Origin of the sequence: Candidatus Aegiribacteria sp. (assembly GCA_021108005.1) — a bacterium.
Taxonomy (GTDB): domain Bacteria; phylum Fermentibacterota; class Fermentibacteria; order Fermentibacterales; family JCC-6; genus Aegiribacteria.
Genome location: JAIORS010000187.1, coordinates 1 through 18,948 on the forward strand (window position 1 = coordinate 1; position 18,948 = coordinate 18,948).

The 18,948-nt window shown below is 45.6% G+C and carries 18 protein-coding genes; 10 read left to right on the forward strand and 8 right to left on the reverse strand.

What is annotated here, in order from left to right:
- From K8S15_11780 to K8S15_11790, 3 genes are all read left to right on the forward strand, one after another.
- Positions 1-559, forward strand: a 559-nt coding sequence (locus K8S15_11780) for a hypothetical protein (protein MCD4776714.1), incomplete at its 5' end; no start/stop codon positions are given.
- Between the two features lie 637 nt (positions 560-1,196).
- Positions 1,197-4,238 carry a PAS domain S-box protein gene (locus tag K8S15_11785; protein MCD4776715.1) on the forward strand — a complete coding sequence of 1,014 codons (3,042 nt, stop codon included), beginning with the start codon at positions 1,197-1,199 and terminating at the stop codon, positions 4,236-4,238.
- 165 nt (positions 4,239-4,403) lie between these two features.
- Entirely contained in the window at positions 4,404-4,835 is a 432-nt protein-coding gene (locus K8S15_11790) for a phosphotransferase (protein MCD4776716.1), read from the forward strand.
- A gap of 19 nt (positions 4,836-4,854) precedes the next feature.
- On the opposite strand, the gene K8S15_11795 is transcribed toward K8S15_11790, so the two are convergent.
- The gene (locus tag K8S15_11795) at positions 4,855-5,853 is read right to left on the reverse strand and encodes a DUF6144 family protein (GenBank protein ID MCD4776717.1); all 999 of its coding nucleotides are present in this window, start codon (positions 5,851-5,853) and stop codon (positions 4,855-4,857) included.
- A 316-nt stretch (positions 5,854-6,169) separates the two neighbouring features.
- Between K8S15_11795 and K8S15_11800 the strand changes: the two genes are divergently transcribed.
- Positions 6,170-6,679, forward strand: a complete 510-nt coding sequence (locus K8S15_11800; protein MCD4776718.1) for a hypothetical protein — start codon at positions 6,170-6,172, stop codon at positions 6,677-6,679.
- A 141-nt stretch (positions 6,680-6,820) separates the two neighbouring features.
- Here K8S15_11800 and K8S15_11805 read toward each other — a convergent pair whose 3' ends face one another.
- The 5 genes from K8S15_11805 to K8S15_11825 form a co-directional block, all read right to left on the reverse strand.
- The gene (locus K8S15_11805) at positions 6,821-7,975 is read right to left on the reverse strand and encodes a T9SS type A sorting domain-containing protein (protein MCD4776719.1); all 1,155 of its coding nucleotides are present in this window, start codon (positions 7,973-7,975) and stop codon (positions 6,821-6,823) included.
- A 228-nt stretch (positions 7,976-8,203) separates the two neighbouring features.
- Entirely contained in the window at positions 8,204-9,136 is a 933-nt protein-coding gene (locus K8S15_11810; GenBank protein MCD4776720.1) for a hypothetical protein, read from the reverse strand.
- A 66-nt stretch (positions 9,137-9,202) separates the two neighbouring features.
- Positions 9,203-9,556 carry a hypothetical protein gene (locus K8S15_11815; GenBank protein ID MCD4776721.1) on the reverse strand — a complete coding sequence of 118 codons (354 nt, stop codon included), beginning with the start codon at positions 9,554-9,556 and terminating at the stop codon, positions 9,203-9,205.
- 1 nt (position 9,557) lies between these two features.
- Positions 9,558-9,782 (reverse strand): helix-turn-helix transcriptional regulator, encoded by a 225-nt coding sequence (locus tag K8S15_11820; protein MCD4776722.1) that lies wholly within the window; start codon positions 9,780-9,782, stop codon positions 9,558-9,560.
- Positions 9,783-10,152: 370 nt separating this feature from the next.
- A complete protein-coding gene (locus tag K8S15_11825) occupies positions 10,153-13,332 on the reverse strand; it encodes a tetratricopeptide repeat protein (GenBank protein ID MCD4776723.1) in 3,180 nt (1,059 codons plus the stop codon).
- Between the two features lie 708 nt (positions 13,333-14,040).
- On the opposite strand from K8S15_11825, the gene K8S15_11830 reads away from it, so the two are divergent.
- The 4 genes from K8S15_11830 to K8S15_11845 are packed head-to-tail and all read left to right on the forward strand — an operon-like array spanning position 14,041 to position 15,706.
- A complete protein-coding gene (locus K8S15_11830; protein MCD4776724.1) occupies positions 14,041-14,214 on the forward strand; it encodes a hypothetical protein in 174 nt (57 codons plus the stop codon).
- Positions 14,215-14,235: 21 nt separating this feature from the next.
- Positions 14,236-14,985, forward strand: coding sequence for a glycosyltransferase family 2 protein (locus K8S15_11835; protein ID MCD4776725.1), 750 nt, complete (start codon positions 14,236-14,238; stop codon positions 14,983-14,985).
- Positions 14,985-15,422, forward strand: coding sequence for a CGGC domain-containing protein (locus tag K8S15_11840; protein ID MCD4776726.1), 438 nt, complete (start codon positions 14,985-14,987; stop codon positions 15,420-15,422). The genes K8S15_11835 and K8S15_11840 overlap by 1 nt, the downstream gene beginning before the upstream one ends.
- A 59-nt stretch (positions 15,423-15,481) precedes the next feature.
- Entirely contained in the window at positions 15,482-15,706 is a 225-nt protein-coding gene (locus tag K8S15_11845; GenBank protein ID MCD4776727.1) for a hypothetical protein, read from the forward strand.
- 31 nt (positions 15,707-15,737) lie between these two features.
- Here the strand turns inward: K8S15_11845 and K8S15_11850 are convergent, their stop codons facing one another.
- A complete protein-coding gene (locus K8S15_11850; protein ID MCD4776728.1) occupies positions 15,738-16,766 on the reverse strand; it encodes a helix-turn-helix domain-containing protein in 1,029 nt (342 codons plus the stop codon).
- A complete protein-coding gene (locus K8S15_11855; GenBank protein MCD4776729.1) occupies positions 16,747-17,343 on the reverse strand; it encodes a hypothetical protein in 597 nt (198 codons plus the stop codon). Before K8S15_11855 ends, K8S15_11850 begins: the two co-directional genes overlap by 20 nt.
- A gap of 75 nt (positions 17,344-17,418) precedes the next feature.
- Here K8S15_11855 and K8S15_11860 point away from each other — a divergent pair, with 75 nt between their 5' ends.
- Both K8S15_11860 and K8S15_11865 read left to right on the forward strand, forming a co-directional pair.
- Positions 17,419-17,571 (forward strand): hypothetical protein, encoded by a 153-nt coding sequence (locus K8S15_11860; GenBank protein ID MCD4776730.1) that lies wholly within the window; start codon positions 17,419-17,421, stop codon positions 17,569-17,571.
- A 210-nt stretch (positions 17,572-17,781) separates the two neighbouring features.
- Positions 17,782-18,948: cation:proton antiporter (locus K8S15_11865; GenBank protein ID MCD4776731.1), on the forward strand; the 1,167-nt coding region annotated here is incomplete at its 3' end.

Sequence of the window (18,948 nt, forward strand, 5' to 3'; positions counted from 1 at the left end):
ATCGATAATTTTCCCTGTGTTTTCCGATGCTGTTATTTTTCAAACTGATTTCAACGAGTTGCCTAATAACTGGTATGCTAATTCAAGTTGGGAATTCGGTCCATATGGAGCTGTAACCAATTCTTCCTGGCCGGATACATGGTGGGATGCAGATATGCTCACTACTAATTCAAGCACCGAGCTCGTCTACTTCATTCCGGATGGAACGGACTCCATTATTGTTACAATACCATATTACCTCCTTGCACAAGTGTCAGAAGGAAATGCAAATTTCAATATCCTGATGAAAGCATCTGGTTCTACATGGATTGAAATATGGAGCAGGTCACTATCATATGAGGGAACAATTAACGAAACCGCGACAATCAATGCGTCTCCCGATTGGATTTCCGGAGGGGAATGGATCGGTATCCGTTTCTATGGCTATGGTTCATGCATCGATGTTGGTTCTCTTTCTGTTGACTGGCGAATATATGGCCTTACCATTACTGCAATAGGTGATAGCCTGGCTCTCGACAACGCCACATGGGCAGATATTAAACATATCTCCGAATGGTAATGACACGACTAATATATGTTTGACTGTACTCTATAATCATTAGTCTTTTTAACCGAACTGCGCAGCCGGGCTTTCCGCACTGCTATTCTCGTCAGGATCTTCGCTTTATCCGTGGCTTTAGCAGGCTCCGCACGATGATGAAGCCTCCGTCCTTAGTCTCTTGAACTGAACTGCCCGAGTCGGTGTCTTACCAGGGTTACGAATAGCAGCGACCAGCTGTTCTGAAATGTTGTGTGCCAGACAGCCCTTACCTAATCTGTACCGGGTTATGATAGGCAGCGGTTCACAGCAACTCTAAGATCAATGCATTTACACTTCATCATGCGGGGGATTTGACTTGGAGGGATTGTAGATTGATCATTTCATTGACGGCGTGTTTTTCGGGTAGTATGCTCTGTTTCAGTCAGAAATCGGAGGTATTCTGAGACGAATTGGCTGCTTATTGAGCAGGAAATGGGATTAAGGATAATCCATTGTCCTATTGTTTTTTATGATACTTTGTTTGATCATGATGATTACTATTGTGGAGTAGGGTTCTCAGCCAGTTCTGTAGAGTACTGGATTTAAAAGGAGAGATTCACAATGAATCACGATTCACGGGAATTCTACCAAGAGGGAGAAAAGAGGACAATATCGTTTGAAGCAAAAAGCTCCATATCGCAGAATATTTGAAGCATCAAACGATGCTTTTCTTATATTTGATTTGAAAGGTGTTGTCAGGGAAGCAAATCCAGCTGCCTGCGAGATGTACGGGTATCCTTACGAGGAGATGATAGGATTATCCGGTAAGGATTTCGTTCATCCGGATTGTCAGTATCTTTTCAGGAAATTCGTTGAAGAAACTCCTTCGGGAAAACCCTTTGCTGCTGAATCTGTAGAAATCCGCAAGGATGGATCCACTTTTAACATAGAAGTCAGAGGAAACACATTCGAATATGAGAGCGAGCCGCATATTCTGGCGATTATTCGCGACATTACTGAACGCAAACGCGTAGAACGCGAAATAGAAACAAAAAGCGAGTTTCTTGAACGTCTCGTTCAGCAATCGCCGCTACCAACGTTCGTTCTGGATAACAAGGGGATTTGTTTGGTAGTTAACGAAGCATTCCTGGAATTTTATGCTGTCCCGGACAAAGATTTGATTCTCGGGTCAAATGCGGTTACAGTACCTCAGAATATCAAGTATGGCGTAGACAAGTATATCAAGGAAGCACTTAAAGGGAATGAAATAGATGTTCAAGAGATCGAATTCATTTCACCTTACGATAATAGGAAACTCTATATTAAAGTTAAGTTATTTCCAGTATTTGATCATGAAGGTAAGCTGACAAATGTTGTATCAATGCAGGAAGACATCACAGATCGCAAACATGCGGAAGAAGCCTTGCGCGAGAGTGAAGAGAAATTCCGATTGCTTACAGAAAATTCATTTGACTGTATCTGGATGCTGGATACCAGGCTGAGATTTACATATTTGAGTCCTTCAGTAGAGGCAATACTGGGGTATAAACCGGAACATTTGATCGGTACAAAATTAAGTTTGTATTTCAAGAAGAAAGAATATTTAAAAGTCAGTGTACTGGCTGTAAAGGCATTGAAGAACTACAAGACATTTAATCACATTACATTCGAGACCAGAATGCTTAATAGCAATAATGAAGAAGTGGATGTAGAAATTACCAGCAAAACACTTCTCAACTTTCAGGGCAAGCTTATCGGCCTTCAGGGTACAACCAGAGACATCACCGAACGCAAGAAGTCAGAAAAAGAAATACGAAAGCTGTCCGAAGTTGTGGAAACATCTCCCGAAGCAGTTGTTATAACTGATATGCAGGGAAATATAGAGTACGTAAACGAGGGACTTCTTAAACTTGGCGGTTATAAGAATGACAGCTTGATAGTTGGAAATTCGATCTTTTTGTTCAGCGATGAAGAAGGCGTAAGAAAATTAAACGAGGAAATTATTCCAATTATTCTATCTGAAGGAAAATGGAGAGGCGAGGTTACTGTTAAACGAAGCGACGGCTCCACGTTACCAACTGAGATGATTTGTTCAAGCATTCCGGATGAAGAAGGCAAACCAATGCATTTATTATCTCAATATCACGATATTACCTGGAGAAAGAACACAGAAGAACAGTTACGCGAAAGCGAACAAAAATTCAGAGATATGACAAATCTTCTACCACAGATCGTCTATGAGATTGATACTGAAGGAAACCTTACTTATATAAATAAACAGGCATTTGATTCTTTTGGATATTCTCAAGAGGAATATGAAAAAGGAATTAATGTAATGCAGACATTAATCCCTTCCGACAGAAACAGAGCGAAAGAAAATATAGAAAAAGTATTGTACGGAAAGGATGTTGGAAATCCCGAGTATACTGTCCTGAGAAAAGATGGAAGCACGTTTCCAATATTAATCTACTCAAGTGCAATTCTCAAAGACAACATACCTGTTGGTTTGAGAGGGATCATTGTTGACATCACTGAGCGTAAACAGGCCGAGGAGGAAAGGGCTCAGATGGAGGATCAGTTCCGTCATGCCCAGAAGATGGAATCAGTGGGCCGTCTGGCGGGTGGTGTTGCTCATGATTTCAACAACATGCTTGGAGTGATCCTTGGTTATACGGAAATGTCCCTTGACAAGTTAGACCCGTCCCAGCCGTTCTATACCGCCCTGCAGGAGATCCGCAAGGCCGCTGACCGTTCCGCCGATCTAACCCGGCAATTACTGGCCTTTGCCCGCAGACAGACTATATCGCCAAGGGTACTCGATCTGAACGAAACAGTGGAGGGCATGCTCAAGATGCTGTGCAGGCTTATCGGTGAGGATATCAATTTATCTTGGCAGCCATTTGCAGATCTGTTGAGAATCAAGGTTGACCCGACGCAGTTCGATCAGATTCTGGTTAATCTTTGTGCAAATGGCAGTGACGCAATCTCGGGAGTGGGCAAGATGACTATCGAAACAGGAAAGGCTGCTTTCGATGAGGATTATTGCCGGGAACATCCAGGATTTGTCCCAGGTGAATATGTACTCCTGGCTGTCAGTGATGACGGTTGCGGCATGGATAAAGAGATACAGGATAATATTTTCGAACCTTTTTTCACAACCAAGGAAGTGGGCCAGGGCACCGGCCTAGGGCTTGCCACGGTCTATGGCATAGTCAAGCAAAACGACGGCTTCATCAACATCTACAGCGAACCGGGCAAAGGGACCACCTTCAATATCTATCTGCCTCGATATGCGGGAAAGACAGTGCAAATACAGGATGAATGTCCGGAGGAACCGATCAGTCAAGGTCATGAAACTATCCTGCTGGCGGAAGACGAACCGGCGATTCTGGAAATGGCCACTAAAATGCTCAAACGTCAGGGTTACACAGTACTTGATGCCGATACTCCGGGTGTGGCCCTCCGCCTGGCCAGGGAATATAACAGCGAGATTCATCTGCTTATGACCGATGTGATCATGCCGGAGATGAACGGCCGTGACCTGGCTAATAAACTGGCATCCATTTGCCCGGATATAAAGTGTCTGTTCATGTCCGGTTATACTGCCAATGTAATCGCCCATCGGCGGGTGCTCGATGATGGCGTTAATTTCATACAGAAACCCTTCTCGATACAGGATCTGGCTTCCAAAGTGAGAGAAGTACTGGACGCTGAATAATATCTTACGGTTGAAAACCGGATCAGCCTGGATAGTAACTTAATCTACAAAAGGATGGAATTTGTTATGAAACCTAAGAGGCTGGAATGAACATGCTGGGGGATTTCTTCGGATACACTCCCGATGAGGACTGATATACTGTAACTCAGAATTGCCGGGCAGGGAATGTGGAAAGTACTTTCTTCATCTTCAATGGAACGTCAGATGGAGATCCTTTCGGAATTCTGTGAACTTGAAGCTGGATTACATTCACTTGACTGGCGTATTCTCGAGGAGGAAGATACCGGGAGATTCAATGATCCATGGAGCTTCATAGACGAATATCTTGATATGGGAAGGTTTTTTCTGAAATCAATCGATACAGCAGCAGGTTTTAAATCCGCTATGAAATGGCTGGAGGAAAGACGCGATCTGGTTCCATGCGGAAAACCCTGCCCGGTTCATCTGGATTTCCATCCCGGAAATGTCATAATCCGTGATGACGGCAAGAATTTCGTCATTGACTGGACTCAGGTCTCAGTTTCCGATTATCGTTTTGATCTTTCCTGGACCATGCTTCTTATGAGTACATATATGGAACGGAAATACCGGGAATAGCAGAAATGCTTGTTAAATATCAACCGGAAGAGTGAACTTCCTGTATCAGCTTATCAGGCAACTTGATTCTGAACCTGCATATATCGTCTCCAGCCAGAACGCTCTTAAGCACTTCCACCTCAGTGGGTTCACCGAATACAACATCGAACATCAATTTCGCGAAGCCCCCGCTGCAGTAACACCAGTCCATTGGTATTTCAGTGTCGTTCATGATAATTGCTTCCCTGGCGAGAGGGCAGTGACAGGCGTAGTACCGTTTCATGAGGCTGTCCTTCTCATTCAGCCAATACTTTGGGGAATACGGGATTTTGGTAATATAAAGGTATTCTCCTTTACGGACTGCTGACAGTATTTCCTGGTTGCCTTTAACCAGGTCAATGACATCGGAGGTAATTACCTGCTCGAACCATATTTTTCCTTCATCAAGGTGTTGCTGGAGAATTCTGATTTTATCCGAGTGAAGTCTTTTGAGAAAACCATCTATGGAACTGGATTCCTCAAACCATTTTGTATACTTCTGGAAGCTGTCACGTGGTATTCCATGATGATTGTCGGCCAGTACATCATGGCAGGTTTCCCGGCCCAGTTCCATAAGTCTTTTCACAAGCTGACATGTATTCTCTGGATAGCTGTCCGGAGGTGAACCCAAAGGCGGAGCCTCCAGACACTCAAACACCTGATCCCTGCAATCAGGATCAGTCTTTAATGCGAGTTTCTCGGATATGGATTCAAGCACTTCCCTGCCGCTGATAGTAGAAACTATATAGATATACACATCACTCTGTCCGGTTATGTAGAAATACCTGGCGAGATCCAGAAACATCTTCATGGTGTTTTCTCCGTCAGCTATCAATGCTGAGAAATACCTTTCAGCGGAAGACACGGGAACCGTATCGATATCTATGCCTGAGAGAGCAAGGTATTCCTCGAAATGTGTCACGTTTTCGATAGCGGAATTTATTGACTCATCATCCATGTTCCTTGACCGGAGAAATTCGGCGTATTCAGTTTTTTTCATTCGTAAACGCTTTCATGTAAATAATCGGATACTCAAAACCCGGGCGATGCCACTTTAAAAAATAGGGGATATGATCTTATCATGCAAGGGATCTGTCCTCCGCACTTCGGACACTTCATGGCATCGATGTTCCAAACTTTCTTGAGAAGAGTTGCCCGCATCTGTCTTCTGCGTCTGGAGCATGAGAAACTGGATTTTGTTTCATCTCTGCAGTATCATACTGAGGAACAATTTGACATCTTGATCCGCTCTGGAGATATTGCCAGGCATTCAATACTGATGCACTATGAATTACACTTTCAAAAGGGAGACACATATGAAATGGTCGTTAACAGCTATTATCTTTCTTTCAATAATGCTTGCAGCAGGGTGTGGCGGGGAAACTGCTGAGGGAACTGATGAAACTTCTGACCAGTTTGAAGAAATAACCGATCCCGAGGATCTTGGAAACACAATCGCGGATATTTATGAAGAGATGTATACCAATTTGAACGACCTGGTAAACCAGGGATTGTCTGCTGAGGAGCTCTTGCCTGAACTCACAGCCATGAAGGAAGACTACATCAGCCAGTTCGTCGAACTGGGAGCTATCAGGGAAGGAATGACCGAAGGTCAGAAACAGGTCATTAACCAAACCATACATAGCAGGTTCTACAATCTTGATACGGATTTATTCAATTCAGTTAACGATGCAATCATTCACTACAGAGAGCAGGATAACTCTCTGGCAAATGAGATTTCACAAATGAACATTCTCACACAGTATGCCGACTATGAACTCCTCAGAGATCAGGAACCTGAAGAGGCTGTCCGTCTCGGGATATAGTAGATCTATTTCGAAAAGCATGTGTTAAAGCTGGAATACCGGTTAGCCTGAGGTTGCACTCCCCCTTACGGATTCTTCCAATTTCTCGATACCGTACTTCCGCTCAAGACTCATTACACCGGAGAGGTGCCGGAAGGAACATTACCGCAGGATGATCAGTCTGTCTGAAACACTAAGATCGTTCGATCTCATGACCACCAGATACATGCCGGGCTGAAGGTTATCAAGAACTAACTCGTGGTCACCTGCATTCATTTCACCATTGAAAGGCGTTGTAACAAGCCTGCCGTTACACGAATAGACATCTATTATCACGTTAAGTTGCTCGGAAACCGAGCATGATATGCTTGCGGTCTCGATTGAAGGATTCACAAATGAAATGTCCATACTGTAATCGTACATGATTTCCTGCTCGGTGATGCCTGTACCCTGCCAACCTCCCAAAATTGCCCATAACCACCAGGCAGCATAAGCTTTACGGTTAGCATTCAAGGGTTGTGTGTGTGCAGCGGAGCAGTTATACCAATCCACTCCTTCTACATGAGTGCTTTGCCATTCAATTGCCCAGTTCCCACCGGTATAAGAGCAATCATCGTCCACATATCTATCACCAAAATAGCTACCATCCGGATCATAGCATTCAATATCATAAAAATCGTATAACACTTTATTATTAGTTATACAGTAATTTCTGATTTGTTGATTTCGCAAGTGAAGATTACCAGTTTCTCCAGTAGCATTAGCATGCCCTGTCATATAAACAAATGTAACATTGGGATATAGGCTCTCAAGTGCTGTCATCGGATTCAGGTAAGTATCAATCATTTCCTGTTCGGTTCGAGATGCGGCCTGTCCACACCAGGACCAGATAATCACATTTACATCTGAATTAGCAGGATTGTTCAGATAAGCAACCGTATTGTTGTACCAAGCCGGGTAATATCCACAATCACCACTCATCGCATAATCATGTAAATCCAGAGCACCTCCGGATCCACCGTTGTTCCATTCGAAAATATCATTCGGTAGGGAGAGCCCTAATCCGCCGCCATTTGCGAAACCAACTAAACCATTCATCCCGGTTGTAAGTTGACTTCCATGTGATGTGTGTCCATATGCAATATGAAGATTTGATTTTGCCTGATTTATCGCAAATTCGGGAATTAGAGTAATATCCGTACATCCGTGATCAATAATTATCCCTTGAGACAAAACTTGTGTTTGCCATCCTGACAGGAGGAATAAAAGGAATATTATGAAACTAACTTGTTGTTTGTGAGTCTTTCTGTAATTCATTTGTTGCCTCTTCCTGCTACATAGTTTTCGTTTTTACTGTTCCGTTAAAATCACCCGAAACAGCAAATCCGACCCAGTATCATCCAATTTCGCTTCCCAAAACTGACCATACTACTCAAGCTACTCCGCCGTCAATGAAGAATCCCTCTTCTGGCTAACGGGAGGGTTCCTTCAGAGCCTCAGACACCTTATACTGAATGATCTGAAGTGCTGTACCAGCCCTTCAGTTTATAGCTCCACCGCTCCCAGCCCGAGGAATAATCTTGCGTACTCAACAGGATTCCCGCCATCCGGATCAAAACGGATTGTGCTTATGGATTCCACCTGCCAGGGGCTCAGAGGGAACATCATCACATCCTGACCCAGCTGTATGCACCGCTGACGAAGCGCAGGTTCCCATGTTTTCCAGAGGGCCTCTATCTCCTGACTTTTCAACCTGTTGCCGCTCCAGCCGCAGATGACCTCAAGTACATCACTATTTGACAGTGCTCCATCATGAACGATCACAGTCTCTTCGACATCCGCCATTCTGGCTACGGCCTCTCCATCTTCCTCCTGAAACACCAGGGCAACTCCATGATAACCGTATGTAATTCTTCCATCGGAATAATCACCAGTGTATTCACCAAGCGTGTTTGCTGTGCATTCGTAGTATAGGAACCTATCCTGGTAGGAAGCGCCCGGCACGGTAACATAGTTAGCCGGAACATCACGCCAGAATGGGGTGGCCCAGCTGAATCCATCAGCGTCGTACGCTATCGGCAGGCTCTCCTCATTTTCGGGAACGACACACGTCAGTCTGACATCCTGCCAGATTCCAGTCTGGCTGCCGAAGCTCTCCGGAGAAGCTCTTCTCTCACCCTCCTCCTGCAGGAGTGAATCAGGCTGAGGAAGCAGAGTAGTGAAGTATCCTTCGTTAACCCTTACAGTAAAAGTACCGGTGCATTGTGCTCCATGGAACCATACCACGGGCGCTTCCACCTCATACTCGGTGTAAGGCGCAAGAGTGCCATGATCGTCAAGGTATCCCCACTTCGCGCCGCTTGCAGCGGGGAATCCCGCATCAAATTCGACCACACCCCATTCGTGTACATAAACAGTCTCAAAATCGATTTCGACGGCAATAGTATCCGTAACTGCAAAAAAGAAAAGCGGAATCATCAGACACCTCCTTGTATTTCCATATATACATGTACATCCATCTATGGAAAACATTCCCTGAACAGACTATTCCCTGATGAAGTAGTACAATCCGAATCCGCCTCTCAATATCAGTGCGAAGCTCCACAGTGCATAAAGAACATAATTAATATCAGCTTTTCCACTCATGAAGACATAGGTAAGAAATACCAGAGTAAAAGATCCCGAACGGGAAAATACTTTCAAAAGAAGATATTTCTCCCTTTCATCTGTCTTGTGACCTTGATTGAACCATACATTGAAAACAGCCAGGGGTAAAAGACATACAACCAGAATGAATGCAATTTCGACTTTCCAGAATATGCTGAGTACAGTAAACAAAATGCCTGCAGTGAGGTGAACTGCAGACCACAAAATGTAGTTTCCCTTTATCGATTTCATGTTACTCATCCTCTTCCAGCTGAAACACCTCATCGACACGTACAGCAAAATAATCTGCAATTTTCAATGCTGTAATAATCGAAGGATTGAATTTTCCCCGTTCAATTGAATTTATCGTCTGCCTGCTGAGACCTACTTCTTCCGCAAGATCGTTCTGACTGATCTCCTTCTCCGCGCGGAGAACCCGAAGCCTGTTCTTCAGTTTCATTTCAACTCCCTTCTCCAGTAATGTAGCCAATCATAGACATTATGTCAAGTATTATAGACATTATGACCATAACACACTACTCCTGCCAGTATATGTGCATGCCCTGATTACTGACACCTGCTGGGACAGGGAAGGTAATTGCTATCCCATACCTGAAATAGACACCATAGACATCAAGGGGATTGAAAAACTTTTGCCGGTCTTGTCTTTAAAATGCTTCTCGAAGAGGGCATGATCTCAGAGGAACTGGTGGAGAACATGAACTCATGGAAGCACAGCGGCTACAACATTCACTGCGGCAAGCCCATAAAAGCTGATGATACAAACGGTCGAAAGACTCTGAGCGAATACATCTCAGGGGCTCCCTTTTCATTGGAGCGGATAGCTTTTACTCAACGGAACGCTGCGTATCATGATGGCTATTATAATTTGATGGCGGCCTGTGTTTGATATTTTCCGAGCGAAGTTTCTCCATCAGTTCATCGAAATCCTCAACCATTCCCGGTTTCATATCATTCTCCTCCACCAACCTCGCCGCTTCAGCAAAAAGTCTGAGGGCCGATTCCGTATTACCCATCTCCATCTCCGCCATGCTTTCAATGCTGAGGGAATGGCACTGGCTCATGGGATCGTTTATCTGAACGGCGATCTTACAGGACTCTCTGCATAATTCCAGTGCCTTCTCAGGATGTCCCATCAGTCTGTGAAGATTCCCGATATTAAGCAACACGATACATTCAGATTTTTTATTGACAGTTTCACGGGCAAGATCGAGGGCCCTTAACCTGTAGGCAAGGGAGCGGTCGTACTCATTCTGCATCCTTGCAAGAATTCCCAGATTATCGAGTATGCAAGACTGAGGTGCCTTGTTGCCGATATCGATCTGGCACTCGAGTGCTTCTTCAAACAACTTACCGGCTTCTTTCAACTCTCCCTTTATTGCTTTAGCGATAGCATAACCGTTGAGAGCGTACCCAAGCCCGGACCTGCTGCCCACTTCCCTGCTGATTTCAATTGAGCGACGGTAACTGGCTTGCGCTCTATCTGTATTGCCTGTCCTCGACAGTAAATTACCTATGTTCGAATAAGTGACTGCGATATTAGTTCTCATGTCATGCTTAACATGTATTGCGAGAGCCTTTTCATAATATTCAAGTGCTTCCTTGACCTTGCCCGTATCGGACAGGTAGTTAGCCAGATTACCATAAACAAGGCCCTTCAGCCATTCGTCATTAGCCTTATCCGCTTTATTCAGGGCGAGTTCGAACAGGCTGTCAATTTCATCCATTTTCCCCATATCCTGCAGCAGGATACACTTAGACCTCAAAGCTTTCGCCTCAATAAGCGGATTACCCCGCTTTCGGGCATTTTCAAGAATCTGATCGTTTATTTCAAGAGCTTCTGAGACCCTGCCTGACCTGCTCAGAACCCCATGTTTCGCTTCAAGCGCATTCATGCTCGCAAGCCACTTATTCTCATCGGATTGATCGGATGCAAGATCCAGTATTGTTTCCGCGATGTGCAAGATTTCTTCATTCTGGTCATTTGCCCTGGTGCTCTCCAGAGCCCGCAAAGCCCATTCAAGTGTTTTCTGTTCATCACCCGCCGCTCTCCAGTGGTTGAACAGTATCGGTGCCAGAACGGACGCTTCCTCTGGATAGAGTATCCCCACAGCCTGCGCGATGGAACGGTGTATTATTCTCCTGTTGTGTTTCAGCATAGTGCTGTAGGCCGAAGTCTGAACCAGATTGTGCCTGAAGGAGATTCTGTCGTCATAAATCCCTAAAAGAAAACCTTTGCTGATAAGAGAATCCAGAGTTTTATTCAGGTCAATTTCAAATTCCAGATCCGAAAGTACCCGCTCAAGTACGGGTATTCTGAAATCAGCACCGATGATCGATGCCAGCTGGAGCATCTTTCTCTCATCGCGGGGAAGCTTATCTATTCTAGTTTGTATCAGTGACTGCACTGAAGATGGAATACCCACCTGGTCTGCCTTTATGGACAACCCCCACAGTCTGTTCCCATCGGACTTAATCCCCCCTGAATCAATCAACCCCAGAATCAGCTCTTCAGCATAGAAAGGATTTCCCTTTGCTCCTCTGGTGATAAGGTCTTCAAGATCACTCTCGAATGATCTGCTGCTCTGTTCATCGGAGAGTATGAATCTAGAGATCGAGCAGATATCATCTCTGCCAAGTGGTTCAAGAGCAATTACAGTCCAGTCATTCCCCTCTATATGGAAGGTTTCCTCCGATGGTCTTTCAGTTGCTGTGACCATGATCGGGTTGAAGATTCTCCTCGATTCAAGAAAAAGCCGAAGAACTTTTATGGAGGGTTCATCAATCCAGTGTATATCCTCCAGAGCAAGGATCATGACACCTTTGCAGCTTATGGCATCCAGCATCAGTCTGATGGCTACTGTCTTGATTCGGCTTATTTCAGTTGATTCACCCATTGAACCTGTCCCGGTCAGTGAGAGCAGATCGGCAATGTTCTGAGATACCTGTTTCAACTTGTCGCCAATGGCCTTGATACTGCAGTTTTCAGCGAAATTCACTACCTTCCTTGAAATTTCTTCCGATGTCTCATTTTCGACATTCAGGTATTTTCTCAAAATATCTATCCATATCCAGAAAGGAGTTTGAGCATAAGCACTGGCATGGCCGTGAAGAACCTGTACGTCATAAACGCTCTTAAGGAAATTATGAAGCAATCTGGATTTTCCGATTCCCGCATCCCCTGTTATCCTGATCAGAACTGTTTTTCCCTTTTCTACGCAAGCATCCTGAAGAGCCGATAGGAGAATTCTGCTTTCCTTTATCCTGTTAACCATCGGAGCATCGGATAGCCTCCGGGCCCTTTGCCACCTTTCATACTGAATACTTCCGGGGCCCAGGGGAATGTACAGTTTAACGGGAGAAATGATTCCACGGATATCTACCGTTCCGTGTTCAGTGAATCTGAAGAGTTCTCCGCATTCCTGCCGTACCTTTTCCGTAACAAGTATCGATCCTGGCATGGCTATTTCCTCGATGCGCGATGCCAGATTAACCGTAACACCAGTAGCGGTTAAATGGTCAGTGGGATCCGGTGCTACGGTAACCGAACCGAAGTCTACGCCTACCCTGGCCGCTATACCTTTGCTGCCTGGAAAAACGGGGCCGATTTCTTCCAGGCTATCAAGCATCCGGAGGGCACAGCCTGTAGCTCTTGCACTGTCATTCTCGGCCGATATTCTTGCGCCGAAAAGAGCCATGAGCCTGTCCCCCTCGAATTTATCTACGTATCCTCCAAAGGATTTTACCACCGAGGAAAGAAAACCCATTATTCGGCTGATGAGACTATGAACTATCTCATGGTCCAGGGATTCGCTCAGTCTGGTATAATCTGTCAGATCCAGAAAAAGAACCGCGACTCTGCGTCTTTCCCCCTTCATCAACCTCAGGGTTCTTCCCGACAGCAGTCTTTCCTCCCCTGTATACCTGGCAAGACTTTCTTCAAGGATATCGGTTATTTCTAACGGTGAGATTGTCAGTTCATGCTCGGACAGGATAACCCCTTTCATCAGATGATAGTATGAATTTACAGTGCCCTGAAGACCATAGCAAGTCTTCCCGGCTTTCAGCCATTTTCGGATAAGCCTAGCCTAGATGCCGGCGGCAATACCCTGTGGGATGTAACTTACAATTATGTTGGCGATGATGCAGGCCGCGGTGTAGCAATTGATAATTCGAGATACTTTATGTAATCGGTCATTCTTTCCGAACAGCAGATCGCGATTTCATAACAATCAAATACGATAGTCAGACAGGAATTGAAGAGCAGTCATCAGGTGGTATTTCTACTTTTCTCAGTCTTGGAGGGGTTAATAATCCTGCCTCTTCTCCGACTCTCTGTTACACGCTTCCTTCGGGTATGCAGGGCAGTTTGAGTTTCTACTCGCTCGATGGGAGAAGGATCGAGGAATTCTTACTGTTCTACTGCGACATTCTCTATTGTACAGATTCTCAGATCACATTTGCCGGTTCCGGAAGCGGTAGCGCATCTTATCAGATTGTGGAGAATAGTAATATCAGATTCTGTATGGAGGTACCGTATCTGTCTCCAGAGATGGTAAGATCTACTCCGGTATGGCCTATCCTCAGCAGGTGTTTTATCAGGAATACTTTTCTGAGGATTGTTCTTGATCTGATATGTAAACATCCGTATACATTACTCATGAATCATGGTGAGCCAATCATGAATGTATGCTTCGCCAATAGGTGAACGAATCATGATTAGTACAGCACCTGACGAGAGGCTGGGCTGTCAGGCGTTTCACCTTCCGCCGGGAGGTGAATGGTGGGCGCTTTCTGCGTATATCCGGACGAATACAACCCCGGACAGCCGAAGAACACTCCTTTCAAGGTTGCAGGTAATGTATCATGTACTTATTATCCTCTTCTGATGTTTTCCCCCGGAAGGTAATATGAATCTTTCTCTTGTAATTATCACATTGAACGAAGAGGACAGCTTAGGGCGCTGTATCGGAAGTGTCCCCTTTGCGGACGAGATAATAGTAGTGGATTCAGGAAGCACTGACTCAACAGCGGAAGTAGCGAAGAGCTGCGGCGCGAAGGTATTGTTCCATGAATTCCAGGATTTTTCGACTCAGAAACAGTGGGCCATCGAGCAGGCCTCAGGGCGCTGGGTACTTTCACTGGATGCCGATGAATATCTGAACGAGAAACTGGCCGATGACATCTCATCCATCGTGGAGGTCGAAACCGTTCATTCAGGATTCAACCTGCCGTTCAGAATTCAGTATATGGGCAGACTGATGCGCTATGGCCCCTGGTCAGGTGAGCGTCATGTAAGACTTTTCAGAAATGGACACGCCGTATTTCCCAGTTCAGGCGTTCATGAAAGCGTAAAAATAACCGGAGGAACCATAGGAGATCTCAGAAATGGGCATGTAATTCACAGATCATATTCATCGCTGAATGATCAGATGGATAAAATGCTGCAGTACAGCAGTATCTGGGCGCAGGAAGAGTTCGGTAAGGACAGAAGGTCGGGACCATTACAGATATTCTTCAGACCTGCATGGAGATTCCTCTCAGCGTATCTGCTTCGGGGAGGGTTCCTGGAGGGAATACCAGGGCTTGTATCATCGACTGTTTCAGCATATTACGTATTTCTCAAATGGACGATCCTGTATGAACTGAGGTGTGATTAATGAAGAAAATCGGAATCATCATCTGTGACCGTTACCGTTCCTGTGCCGGGGGAAAGTGTCTCAGGGCTCTTAGAAACCGCGAAGGGGCCTTTGAACTGTACAGGGGGCAAGAGGTTGAAATAGTAGGCTATACAAGTTGTGGAGGATGCCCCGGAGGAAACGTGGAATACTCTCCCGCTGAGATGAAGAAAAACGGAGCGGATGTAATTCATCTTGCTACCGGGCTTCTGGTCGGGTATCCGCCATGCCCGCGGATCAGGCAGTTTACAGAGTTCATAAAAACAGCATGCGGTCTGGATGTGATCAGCGGCACACATCCGATACCACAGAACTACTATCTAAGGCACCAGGAGCTTGATACATGGAATTCCATATGGTGGAATAACACTACCAGGCATGTTCTGACGGATGAAAAAACACGTCTTTCGTATGATTAATATCTGTTCCCAAGCTTGACCGGTTACCTCGAGAATATTACGATTTCAATGCGTTCCTGGTGAATCCCGGAGTCGTCAGCAGAGGCGAGCTCCTCGATCTTTGCACGGAGGAGGCTCTTACCCGAAGAACCGTTGTCCTTGACATCCGCTTCGCCGGAAGGAGCGAGTTCCTGGCGGCGAAAGCTGTTCCGAACGGTGACGGCTGGATTACCTTATCTCCTTCAGTATCTGGACGGATGGTTTACGCCAGCAGCAGTGATACCGGTATTTATGCAGTACGTTAACACCTCCTGATTAAATCTATTCCTTGTTCGTTCAGCCTGTTTCATAGAATTCCACCAGATCACACAGTATGCTGCAGAGCTCCTCGAATCTCGGACTGGGCAGATCTATAGTTCTCTGAAGTTGCATAACTTTAGATGGAGCCGTTTGAAGCAGCTGTGGTAAGACCTTATGGATTGCTAATATCAGCTCGTTTTCGATTGTCTGAATTGGCTCATTCTCCAGGATGGGATTATCCAGTGCCATCCAGATGATCTCGAGAGCCCTGAATGCCCTGGGCCAATCCATCCAGTTTGCCGTTCTACCTGCCGGGCAGAGGAATATCTGCCATGAGTTGTCCCTGAGGCTGTACAGTGATTCCCTGCCGCTAACGCGTTTGTTCAACTTCCCGGACATATACATCTCTGAGATGGCATTGTAGATCGTTTTCGATGAGTACCCGGTTGCGGCAGCAATCTCTGTAGGATTTGCTTCCTTGTGCGTTAATAGATAGGAGATAACCTCGCATCTGGAATTTAAACCGAAGAGAGCTCGGAGCTTCAGTATCAGATTCGCGGAGAGTTCTGGTTTAAACGGCATAACTGTATTGCGTTGTCTGAATTTCTGTCTGATGTAACCCGCATTGCTGAAGGCATCATCCGAATCGCCAAGCCAAGGGTGGGGAGCGCCGTCCTTAAGTCTGAAGAGCGGTTCCGACCTCAATGGATAGTTGAGTATCTCCTTGCTGAGTCTCTCCCACTTAGACCTGGAGACCGGCTTCATCAGAAGGTGGGCAATGGCTGCAAGGAGTTGCTTTCCTGCGAAATTCTCACGCTGGTTGATCGTCTTAAGACGCTGGATGTTGAGGAATCGCTGGTTGATGTTCAACCACTCCAGCATCGAATCAAATACGCGTGCTTCATACCTGCCGACTGTGCATGTGAAGAGGACCAGGGCTTCAGGGTCCAGCACCCATTTTTCGACCAGACGGGCATTGCCGGATATACCCAGTGTGATCCACTGCGACCAGACGAGGTCAAGCATTCGATTCAGCAGTCTGAGTTTACAGTCTTTCGGCGACATCGCTGTATCCAAGCTGCTCATACATCGAGATAAGAATCATCCTGAACCCTTCGGATGGATCGTGTGTCATGCACCATCTAGCAGCGTTCTCCATTTCCTGATTGGAAGGATTCAACGAGACAAGATCATCTACATGAACTCCAAGCCTGTCTGCAGAGGCAAAGACCTTGAAGTGGATTTGATCTATGCGATCGATGAAGTAAGTAATCAAGTGAGATCCGTAGTCCTTCCTGTGCGCTCTGGCAAGTAGTCCTTCCGGCAATCCATTCTGGAATAGTCCACCTGAATCTCGGCTTGGATCGTAATTCATCCAGTCCTCTGAAAGGTTCATCAAAATGGCGACTTCTTTGATAGACTCCTCCAGGTATTCCGGAAAGGGTGCAGGACTGATCAATTGCTGATGGGCGTCTACGAGTGCTACAACATCGACATCATCTGTGGTCCTGAAAACAAGCCCCATGGCTATCAGTGCAGATCCTCCACATGCGACAAGTCTCACGGAGGGAGTATCCTTAAGACGCAGTCGCTCTCCGAGCATATTTAGTGCTGCTGCAAGGTTCGAGCTATTCAGCTCCACTGCAACTCTCCTTAATGCTGGTAGTTGTTGTCCCTATTATATACACAACAACTTCCATTGTCTAGGATCTTTACTGTGGTTCCAGATAAGTCTGAGCCTTACTTCACCACTAACAGCTACGGTCACCTTATCCTGAACGGCCTCGATGGAATACAACCCGTCAATACGTACAACCTGAACGATCTTACTGGAGACAGACCGGTGGTGGGATTTGATCCCATATTATAGAATCTTCCGAAATACCTAATCGCATATCCACCGATACCAGGCGGATCTGGAACATGCGACAGATTGCCGCCGTTAGAATCGGCAGGTTCAACCTGTTTTTGTCCATTTGCGACGTTTCGATACGATTGCTGATGAATTATGCAGGTTAACGAGAATGCGCGGTCTATTCGTGAATATTCTACTATGGCATATTTTTAATATGATAAGAACATGAATCTTGAAAGTATTGTATTCGAATTAAGCGTGATAGCTGTTGGTGCAGCCATACTCGGAACGCTGTTTCTTTACGCAAAACAGCCGATTATCGTAGCCTATATCACACTCGGTATAATAGTAGGACCAAGCGGATTCGCTCTTATCAGCAGAACAGATCATATTGAACAGATTTCTCACATCGGCGTTATACTCCTGCTCTTTCTTATTGGCCTTAACCTGCAGCCGGTTAAGCTGATCAAACTATTCCGAAAGACTTCACTTCTTACGTTTGCTACGTCAGTGCTGTTCGGAGGCCTGTCCTTTCTTTTTGCATTGCTGCTCGGATTTGATATACAGAGTTCCATCATTATCGGAGCAGCCATGATGTTCTCAAGTACGGTTATCGGGTTGAAACTGATCCCATTGAATACACTCCATCACAAACGGACAGGTGAGGTTATGACCAGTGTCCTTCTGATTCAGGACATGCTGGCCATTCTTGTTATCCTGTTCATTACAGGAGAAAAGAGTAATCATGTACTTGTAACCTTCGCTTTTCTTGCGGGGAAATTTGTAATCCTCGGCACGCTTGCTTTCCTTGGCGTGCGGTTCGTAATGATACCTTTACTCAGGAAGTTCGATGTAATCCAGGAGTATACTTTCCTTGCAACATTGGCGTGGTGTCTGCTGTGGGCGGAAACTGCTCATATTCTTGGTCTCTCTTACGAGCTTGGAGCTTTTGTTGCAGGGCTCTCTATTGCATCCTGCAAGATTGCATTAGCAATTGCCGAACATCTGAAACCACTTCGAGAGTTCTTTTTAATCCTGTTTTTCTTTGCTGTAGGAGCTAAATTGGATTTGCGTCTCGACTCCTATCTCCTTTTGTCCGCAATCGCCTTCGGTGTGATTCTGGTGCCGCTGAAGGTCGCTGTTTTCCGCCTGGCATTCCGAAGCACAGGTGAATCATCAGATTTACGCAAAGAGCTGGGTGTTCGATTGGGACAATCAAGCGAGTTCTCTCTTTTAGTGGCGTTCTCAGCTTTATCAGCAGGCGTTCTTTCAGATAAAGGAGCCATGACGATACAGGTCACCACTATTGTGACATTTATCATATCTACCTACTGGGTGGTCCTGCGGTATCCGACTCCGATCTCGAGAGGCCCTGCGTTTCACAAGACTGAT